8 protein-coding genes are annotated in these 10,000 nt (G+C 35.7%); 2 read left to right on the top strand and 6 right to left on the bottom strand.

Translation table 11 applies throughout. From position 1 onward, the window contains the following. Positions 1-553: 553 nt before the first annotated feature. From CH354_RS11275 to CH354_RS11245, 6 genes are all read right to left on the bottom strand, one after another. The gene (locus CH354_RS11275) at positions 554-913 is read right to left on the bottom strand and encodes a hypothetical protein (RefSeq protein ID WP_125172502.1); all 360 of its coding nucleotides are present in this window, start codon (positions 911-913) and stop codon (positions 554-556) included. Positions 914-1,538: 625 nt separating this feature from the next. Then, positions 1,539-2,996 carry an HD-GYP domain-containing protein gene (locus CH354_RS11270; RefSeq protein WP_100726475.1) on the bottom strand — a complete coding sequence of 486 codons (1,458 nt, stop codon included), beginning with the start codon at positions 2,994-2,996 and terminating at the stop codon, positions 1,539-1,541. A 149-nt stretch (positions 2,997-3,145) separates the two neighbouring features. Beyond that, positions 3,146-4,699: a methyl-accepting chemotaxis protein gene (locus CH354_RS11265; RefSeq protein ID WP_100726476.1), complete on the bottom strand. Its 1,554-nt coding sequence runs from the start codon at positions 4,697-4,699 to the stop codon at positions 3,146-3,148. A 538-nt stretch (positions 4,700-5,237) separates the two neighbouring features. Then, positions 5,238-5,702, bottom strand: a complete 465-nt coding sequence (locus CH354_RS11255; protein ID WP_100726478.1) for an AgmX/PglI C-terminal domain-containing protein — start codon at positions 5,700-5,702, stop codon at positions 5,238-5,240. A gap of 31 nt (positions 5,703-5,733) precedes the next feature. Next, entirely contained in the window at positions 5,734-7,392 is a 1,659-nt protein-coding gene (locus tag CH354_RS11250) for an FG-GAP repeat protein (RefSeq protein WP_338092385.1), read from the bottom strand. 183 nt (positions 7,393-7,575) lie between these two features. After that, a complete protein-coding gene (locus tag CH354_RS11245; protein WP_100766470.1) occupies positions 7,576-8,445 on the bottom strand; it encodes a hypothetical protein in 870 nt (289 codons plus the stop codon). A 445-nt stretch (positions 8,446-8,890) separates the two neighbouring features. Here CH354_RS11245 and CH354_RS11235 point away from each other — a divergent pair, with 445 nt between their 5' ends. Next, complete coding sequence (locus CH354_RS11235; protein ID WP_100726481.1) at positions 8,891-9,415, top strand: redoxin domain-containing protein; 525 nt, start codon at positions 8,891-8,893, stop codon at positions 9,413-9,415. A gap of 49 nt (positions 9,416-9,464) precedes the next feature. After that, a partial coding sequence (locus CH354_RS11230) for a hypothetical protein (RefSeq protein WP_207764241.1) occupies positions 9,465-10,000 on the top strand: 536 nt, incomplete at its 3' end.

The following is a 10,000-nucleotide window of genomic DNA, read 5'->3' as shown; positions in this document are numbered from 1 at the left end:
GACAAAGTTTTTGATTGAGAGAGAGTCAGATTCGTAAGATCCTTCCCATGACAAGCTTTGGGTTTGGACAAAATGTCGGATGGATTGAATTGGGATTATCTCTTTCGTAAAAATTAGACGTAAAAGTCAAATAGTGCTAAATTTTTTTTCAATTTGCCCAGACTAAATCTAACTCATGATTCGACTTTGTCTAGCTATCGATAAAGATCGAGCATGTATTCTGCTTGAAAACTCTTATAATTTAACATCTCATATTTGTTGGCTTTGAAATCGAATTCAAAGTAGTAAATAGCGTCAACCTCGTTGTTTTCACCCATGTAGTACATGATAAAAGAAGAACCGTTTTCGATTTCTTCCCATGAAGGTCCGATTTCAATATGACTTGTTTCATTATATTTTTCTTTCCTAAAGATCGGTGATAACCATATTAAGAAAAATGATTTTCATCGATGACATAGATTGATTTTCTTTTGAAAAGTTTGTTTAGGTTAAGATAACTTGAATAGCCACAAGTCTATTTCCTGGTTTCTAAGTTAGAGATTAATAATGTGAATCAATCGATTTCTTTTGGTAATATGATTTTATTTCTAGAGCAATTTTCTGAAAATTGCTCTAGTGATTTGTTACCTATGTATTTTGCTAATTCTTTTGTATTTCCATCATAATTCATTTTTAAGAAGTCTTTGACGACTGGATGAATTTTTTTCCGAATGTATTCTTTTACAGTTTGTCCCTCATGCTGATATGGTCGATGTTCAGGATATTTTGTATCGGCAAAATAGAAGATACCAGGTTCCAATTCGGTGAATAAATTTCGAATATCACGTTCTTTACTCTGGGAATGGGAGTTAGAAGCAAGTAAGACCAATAAAATTAAGATTTTAGTGCATATTTTGAATTTATATTTTTTCAACTTTAATTCCAAACCAATTGTTACTGAATCTTTTAAAATAGAAAGAAGTGGAGAAAAGATACTCATGTAAATGACTTACATCAACAAATTTTTTAGATTTTTAGAAAGGGATATTCGCATTCACTTAAATAAATTTACCTCATGACTCGATATCGAAAGCTAAGAGCAACTCAGAGTCGTTGGGTAATGCGAGAGGGAAATGCTGTGCGTGTTAGCGGTCGCTATGTGACCGAAGCCCTGGATGGCTCAGGCCCCAATCGGTTAAAATTGTTTCGCATAAGGATCGTTATGTTTTTGAGTCCAATTGGTTTTTGGGGACTCGTCCAGAGCTTTTGAATAATGTCTCGTATTTGAATGTTATTTGATTTAAGGTACGGGAAACTCAAAGTATTATGCGACATAATTCGCGCGTGAATCCACAAACCCCCACCCGAGTTAGGGTGGAGGGGAGTGGCTCGTGGGCAGGTGGCTCTTTCCCTTTAACACAAATCCCTGTTTTCTGAAAGAATGATTCTGAAATGAAAGTTTTTTATTTGAGTAAGTTCATGATTTGGCGCAAAACTACGGAAATCAAATCTTCGCTTACTGAATATTTTGTTCACATGAATTTAGTCACATAAGGCATTTACGATCTGTCCATTTTTGTCACTGCATCAAAAAGTGGTGCGTTCATTTCTGGATCGATGATGTAAATGATCCTTTGTGTGCTGGAAGTTTGTCCGGCGAGGTCAATGACTGCTCTCCGTTTGTCCATACGAATTTCGTTGATATCAAAATCGGCAATTCGATACTTAATCCCTTTTTTGAATAAAGGTTTGATGGTGCACAACCTTTGGATTTTTGGCCTAGTTTGGAAACGATCAACTTCTAAAATTTTGCAGATATCAAAATGAACCTGTTTTTCTGAATCAATCGAGGCAGTGATGACGTAATCGCCAACGTTTATGATATTTTGGTTATTGGTTAAACTTGCACCAACATAGTCGAGTAGATGGCGTATGTTTCGGTTGCTATAGGAAAAAAACGAATCATTCACAATCATCTTTAACGCTGTTGCTGAACTAAATGCAGGTCTCCAAGGTTGGTTCGTTGTTAAACTTGCATATTCGCTAGCAAGTGATAAGATCGCTATATCTTCTTCAAAATTCACAGAGTTTACATTTGATTCTTGGATGCGAAGTTGTGCATCAATATCAGCCACAATCATTTTTTTACTTGGATCTTTGATGAACTTATCTCTAATGACCATTAACTTTTTAAATACGGTATTATTGTCAGGGAAGTTATTGTTAATGGAATTCCCTCGAAATGGTCTATGGTGATTTAAAACAAGTGTGCGTATCTCTTGGGTGATTTCTGGTGCCGCTAGTGTCATCAAATAACTAATGATAGGGTGTTGTTGGATGGCATTGTATTCTTCTTTTGTCAGATTTGGTTTGTCTGGAAGAACTAATTTTGAATAACCTATATCTGCTAGAAAACTTGCAGTCATCACGGATAGATGATCTTTTTTATTCGGTTTATTATCGTCACCAACTCCAATCTTTTTCGTTCGGACTTTCATACCCATCGCAACAATCGTCCGTTTGGTCATGAGTTCTGATTCAACTGGAACTCCAGCATGATTCAATATCTCTAATATATTAAATAGTCCTGATTCAAAATCTGGATTACTCGTGAAGTCATCTAAAACTTTTCCAATTGATTTATGAACTCGGAGCGCATGATCCGAATTGAAAGCTTCTTTTTTTAGCTCAAGAATCAATGATTCAGTTTGTTTGGCAAATTCTGTTGTTTTGTCAGGATCAAAAAGTTTTGTTTGGCGAGGGTCGGCAGATTCTCCCGATGTGACCCGTAAATGTTTACTATCAGATGTAAGGCAATAAGCTCCTTGTAACTCAATCTTTAACAGTTTACCGAAATCTTCTTCCGTTGCGTTCTTTTTTTTTGCCATGATGAGCTTGCCATTTCGATCATATAGATCGAGTGGGATTTGTTTGCTCTTACGATAACTACTAAGCAGATCATCATTAAATTCAAATTTAGCAAGTTGATCAGGGGAAATTAAGGGAGAATCGCTCAAATGATGTAGTCCAATTACGATATGATTATCTAACGATATAAGACGAATAAATTTGAATTATACCAATGATTGAAAGGTTTTTGTCGCTAAAAAAATCATGAATTCTAAGGAAAACTTGAGACAAAGTGATTTGTGAGCTAATGGAGTGGTCAATTTTTCATTTCCTTTGCCATCTCGTCTAGTCGAGTCATAATCCCTCCTGTTGACTTGCTACTATCCGATATCTGTTTTGAAATTTCGACAATATTGTTTGCGTATTCTGAGATTTTGGAAGTGATTTTTGTTGACTCTTCTGTTGCTACCTTTTGGGAGTTAGTAGAATTTTCTATCGTTTTACTGGTTTCATAAATGCGAGTGTTAAGATTATCAATTGTTTCAATTGCTTTGTCTATATCTTCGATTTTGGAACCAACACCGTTAATTTCTGATTTGATGATACCGATCGCTGCGCTAAGTTTTCCCATTCTTTCTGACGACCGATTGATAAGTTCATTACTTTCATTAATCAATGTAAGATTTTCCTGAATGATTTTAGAAATCTCTTTGGAGTTTTTTGTTGTGGCATCAGCTAATTTTGAAATCTCTTCTGCTACTACGGCAAAACCTCTGCCATGTTCGCCAGCTCTTGCAGCTTCAATCGACGCATTTAATGATAACAAGTTTACTTTATCTGCAATGTCATTGATCACCGAGACAAAATCAGAAATTTCTGTACTTTTTTCTTGGAGGATATTAAATTTATTAATGGATAAGTGAATATGTTCTGAAGTTTCATTTGAATAGTCCATAACCACGTCTAGATTTTGATAGATTCTGCCAGTTCCAGTTTGGACAGTTTCGTTGATGGTTTTTAGATCATTGACAGATTGTATTGAAGATTCCGATTCAAGATACAATGATTTTGCAATTTTATTGTTTGAGTCGGCTTTAGAGGATAATTCTTGTAATGAAGCAGATATTTCCGTTAAAGATGTTGCCTGGTGCTCAGAAATTTGTTTTAGTTCTTCTGAAATTGTATCTTGTTTTTTTATTTGTTGTTTCATCAATTCAATTGTATTTAGAATTGTTTTTGCCATTTGTAACAAGGAGTCCAAAGCTTTTTTTGCTTCCTTTTGTTTTTCAACAGCTAAGTTGAGAAGAGTTCTTGTCGCAGTTGCTCCTACAGTTGCTCCAATTCCTACCCAAACAAAAATTAAAAATCTTACGATGATATTACTTTTTGGACCACCTGGTATTAATTCTGGTCTTAGGACAAACAAAACAATTTCTGATACTATGATCAAAACAAAGTTAAAAATAGAGGCGTTCCGATTAAAATACAATACACTTAAAACAAATGAGATATAAAACGTAGCGGAAAGTTCAGTTGCACCGTAAATTACATATTGAAATACCAATAAACATAACGTAACACCCGTTATGGATATATAACTTGATGTCCAATGAGTTTTTAATCTTGAAGATAGTAAGAAACCAACAATCAGGATAGAAGTTGCTAAAACGAATTCGATTAGTATGCTCTGATAGGTCAGATAATCAGATCCTTTTCCGGCAACTTTAATTGAAAGTGTTGCAATGTTTGCTAAAGCAAGGATGGAAAGAAATGATAAAAACATTCGTTTGTTGTTTCGTAACATCACCTCGGTGAAGAGGTCATCGGAAATTGTCATCGTATTTTTTTGAAAGAAAAGTTTAGCAAACAAATGATACCTTCTTTGGAAAGGGAATGGATTTAGGTCAGATTTTCAAAATGAGATCTTCTGGCAAGAAAGGTCCTAAAAGTCGACATCTGTTCATCATCATAGGGGTTCGTGTATCAGATTCCCTGGAATCAAACGCCTTCTTGCCTGAAATCATACCGAAGATTCCCGTTTCAAATTTCCTGAACTTGGTTCACCTTGAGAAGATGTGACGAAAGGAACTGGTTCAATTGTTTAAATTTTACGAAAAACCTATCAAAATCTGAATTCGGTTTCTTAGGAGAAAAAAATTGGAACCCTAAGAGCCATTGATGGGTAACCAATCGGGTAATCCTGTGTTACTTTTCGTTCCTTTGGATCTGTCAAAAATTTTACATTGATTCTAAAAATTGATCATCTTTCCCAACCTTAAGTAAGACGACTGGATCTTTTTTCCTAAGGTAATTTCTATTCTGTTTGATGTAATATTTCAACAAACAAATGTTAATTGCCATTTAAATCAGTATGGTTTGCAGTGTATCGATTGATTGACGGTTCAATCTTATTTTGGAAGATTTACATCCTTTTTAAAGAAAAAAGTATATTCTGCATAGGTGTTTTGTGATCTTTCCGGTGGAGGAGGAAATTCCCATGAACTGATCTCTTTTTGAATACAATTGATAAGTGAATCGGATGCAAAATCGGATTGGATGAGTTCCACTTTTATGGGAACTCCATCGGGTTTGATTTGCCAATCGAATTGGATTTTGCCTTCTTCGATTTTTGGTTTTGTTTCTAAGTATAAATTGTAACAAATTTGAATTTTACGTTTGTGTTTGGTGATGGTAAAATTCACTTCTCGTTTGTGGTAAGGTGAGAGACCTTTTTTATCCACTTCCATTGAGGGTTGCTTAAATTGATTTCCATTTCCATTGGGACGCAGGAAAAGAAAATACACAATGCTTAAGATAAGAGTAGTTATTGTGACAAGTAAGATTTCTTTTTGATAGGGAATCAGTTTTTTCATTTATGAATGTAATTTACTCTTCGAATTCTTTTTACTTTCTAATAAACACAAAGGCTGCACCAGACGCTAAAGCTGAATTGTTTGTACTGGCAGTAGGACCATTGGTAATTGTATTTTGATTGCTGTCCTCTTGGTTTACCCCAACGACGGCAGTATCTCCTGAAAAAGAAATTGCATTACCAAATCTGTCATCGACATCGGCATTGGGAGCTTTGAGATAGGCCCTAAATGCCCAAGTGGAACCAGACCTTTGGAACACATAAACCGCACCTGAATTGGATAAGCTATTGTCATCGTTTGGCATCGATCCATTTGTAACAGTTGTTTGATTGTTATCCTCAAAAATGGAACCAACTAAAATTGTATTCCCTTCGATGGCAACGGTGATACCAAAATTATCGTTAGCTTCCGCGTTAGGAGGTTTCAAGTAGGATTGGTGGGTCCAAGAGGAACCAGTTCTTTGGAACACATAAGCGGCACCTGCTATGTTAGCGGAGTTGTCGGCACTGGCAGTTGGCCCATTTGTGATTGTGGTTTGGTTGCTAGATTCAGAAAAGGCACCGACTACAATCGTGTTGCCACTGATCGCAACCTTATTGCCAAATTGATCATTTGCATCTGCATTAGGTGCTTTTAGGTAAGCTTCTTCCACCCAAGAGGAACCCGCTCTTTGGTAAACATAGGCTGCACCGGAAGCACTTGCTGTGTTGTCTGAACTGGCAGTTGCGCCATTTGTAATTGTGGTTTGGTTGCTATCTTCGAAACCTGATCCAACAACGATTGTATCTCCAGAGATGGAGACACTGGTTCCAAATCGATCATTTGCTTCTATATTGGAAGCTTTTAAGTAGGCTTGTTGTGCCCAAGTTGTGCCTGATCTTTGGAACACATAGGCGGCACCTGCAAATGCTGCTGAGTTATTGGCACTTGCCGAAGTTCCATTTGTAATCGTTGTTTGGTTACTCGCCTCATTAAAAGCACCTACAACAATCGTATCACCTGAGATGGAAAGGGAAACTCCAAACTGATCATTTGCTTCCGCATTTGGTGGTTTGATGTAAGCTTGTTGTACCCATGTAGAGCCTGTTCTTTGGAAGACGTAAACGGCACCAGAACTAGAAGCTGTATTGTCTGTACTTGCAGTAGGTCCATTCGTAATTGTGATTTGGTTGCTATCTTCTTGGTTGGCACTAACAAGGATGGTATTACCATCAATGGCAACAGCCGTTCCAAAAAAATCAGTTGATTCCGCGTTAGGTGCTTTAAGGTAAGCTTCCTGTGCCCAAGTTGAACCCGTTCTTTGAAAGACATAGGCGGCTCCAGAAGATGCTGCAGAGTTGTCAGCACTCGCAGAGTTTCCATTCGTAATTGTCGTTTGGTTACTAGACTCACCTGGAGCTCCCACCACGATTGTATCACCAGAGATGGCTACGGAATTTCCGAATAGATCATTTGCTTCTGCATTCGATGATTTGAGATATGCCTGAGTTTCCCAGAGTTTGGGTGCGTTACTGACACGGAATCCGCAGAATGGGATAGGTGTTTCCGATACGGAAGCGAGTAATAAAGTCTCGCGGTACCCTTTTGATTTTTGGTCACAGGGGTTATTTAATGTTAATTGATTGCAACTTATGGAAAAAAGAATTAAAAAGATTCCAACAATGTTTCTCACTAATAACGAACGATTCACGAAATTTCCTTTCCCCATCCTTTCCACCAAGATCGTTTTCCCTGAAACGATCTTGCTAACATTTGTTAAAAACAGTCTTTGATTCAACCAAGGTTAGCAAGTATTTTCTTGTTTTTTTGATAGGAAGGCTAGTAATTTTTTAATATTTTTTTTTTGAAAGTAGGAACGTTTTTATTTTGAATCCTAAGTATGGATATCATTCGATTGGTATCTGTTTTTGTAGATTGTTCGTAAAACAAAACCAATTACTATCAATTGGATCGGAACTAAAAGCATGTCCCATTGTTTTTCGGACAAATTGGTTAAATATGGCCCTTTCAAATGGAATGGAGGTAATAATGAATACCGCATGAGAACTGTTAAAGTAGTAACAACAATGGTATCCGCAAATCCAAAATAATAGGAAATTGGGTTTTGTTTTTTATTCAAATGATAGAGAGAAACCATCACAAGGATACTCATTGGTTCCAATAGTAAATAATGAGAGCTAACAAAGGTTGGCAACGATAGGAGTACTATGCGATACCCAGCATGGCAATAAATCCAGGACAATGGTGATGAGTTAAAGGTAAAAATATTTTGCTTAGTATCGGTGGTTTGAAACCTAACTTTTGCCATTTCTTGGAGTAACCATAGGAGGAGAAAAAAACAAACAAATCGACTAATGAAACCGCGATACGTTCCTCCATCGGGTGAAAAAGTCATAACAAAAATATTCGCTAATACTGCAAAGTTGATATATCGGTTAAACCATGGTAAGAATTTTTGTTGTTTTGGTTCTGGTAAACACAGATAACCAATGACAGCTCCTAAACCAAATGGTAGAAGGAGTATCATTTTGGTAAATCCCATGATCGAAACCGAATCATGTTTGGATTGTAAATAAAAATGGATTCCAGCAAATATCGATAAGGTAGAAATAATAAAAAGAAGTAATTTTTTGTGGTAAACGGCTAAGATACATACAAGAGATACAAACAAAATGACTATGGATTGATTCCAAAGGAGTAAACTAAGATCCACTCCAAATTCGAGATGCGGTTTATGATTCATACTGATATGGTTCTAAAAAAGAAAATATTTGGAATAACTCCGCTCGTTTCAATATTTGACATAGTTTTCGATTGGGAACGATGGTTATCCATGTTTTTAGTAAAAGATTCTCAGATTGTAAACCAAACAATTCGATTTGTAAATTAATCTTTCGCAACTTACTTTTTAGAGGATGGTTGACCTGATTTAATTTGAAATAAAAAAACAATTACATTGAATCAAATGGAAAATCTTGCAAGAATTTGGCAGTCTTGGGAATTTTGAGGAATGGGCAAAATTGTTTCTAAAACCACAATTGGGTAATTAAATTGACTATGAATTATGACTTCAAAAATTCTTAATTGTATCTAAGAAAAAAAGTTTGATTGCTAGGTGACAGAAAAATGCAGAATATTCAATCCGAATCTTGGTATAGATTGTCTAAGCATTCTTGGAATTATAATTTATGAAACTTAAAGATTGGTTTATGATGCAATTTGATGGCAGTGTTGATTTATCCATTCAACCTCTTCCTCTCGATTACAAAGTACAAGACTGGGAGTTGATTTTATCTTCAAACCAAAAAATTAAAATTTCCGAAATCATTTCGCGAGGACCGCTCATATTAGTTTTTATTCGCGGGACATGGTGTCCATTTTGCCAAATACACTTGAAGAATCTCTCTGAATGGGCAACAAGTTTAAATGAAAAAGAAGGAAATGTGATCGTTGTATCAACTGAACCAATTCATGTTCTGAAAAGTTGGCTAAATCTCAATCCTATGAATTTTTTATTTGCAAGTGATTCTACATTAGAGCTTTGCCAATACTTTGGAGTGCGCATTCAGCCAAATGATTTTGCACAAGCGGCAACATTTTTAATCGATTCTGATTTAACAATCCGATTAGCATACAAAGGAAAACGTACGCAGAAAAACTTTGATGAAGTCGAAACAGTGATGAAACAACAAATTTTTGGATCGAAAGGTTAGTGAATGTTTCGAAATATAAAGAATATATTTTAAATTCTGTGATGATTGTATGAATACTGAATCAAATATTATTCAATATGCGTTAAATGATCCACTTACCGGATCCTATTTTTATTTTACTAATGATCTGATGAGTGACTTAAAGAACTCTCTTTCAAATCCGTCCGCCAACCGTATTATTTGGAACCGTGGGACGGGACAATTTAAATTTTATTGTGATGAAAAAACGGTTATCTTAAAAGAGAATACGTTTTGTACACTTACTGCCTTAAATTATATAAACTTTCCTAGTAATGAGCAAAAGGTAACTGCGATTGTATTTAATAGAGAGTTTTATTGTATACGTGATCATGATCATGAAGTTTCTTGCAATGGAATTTTGTTTTACGGGGCGCAAAATTTTTCAGTTTTGAAGATCCCTTCAAATGAAATTGTTCCATTTGAAAAATTGGTAGATTTATTCGAAAAAGAATTTGAAGAAGCTGATAGTTTACATGGAGAAATGTTAGTACTGTATCTTATACAAATCTCCGAGCCCACGAGACTGCAGCTAATCTCCTATGCCGTATTCTGCTTGAAAAAAAA

Source organism: Leptospira levettii, assembly GCF_002812085.1.
GTDB classification, from domain to species: Bacteria; Spirochaetota; Leptospiria; order Leptospirales; family Leptospiraceae; genus Leptospira_A; species Leptospira_A levettii.
Note: the sequence above shows the minus strand (reverse complement) of the source record. Positions and strands in the feature narration are given on the sequence as shown.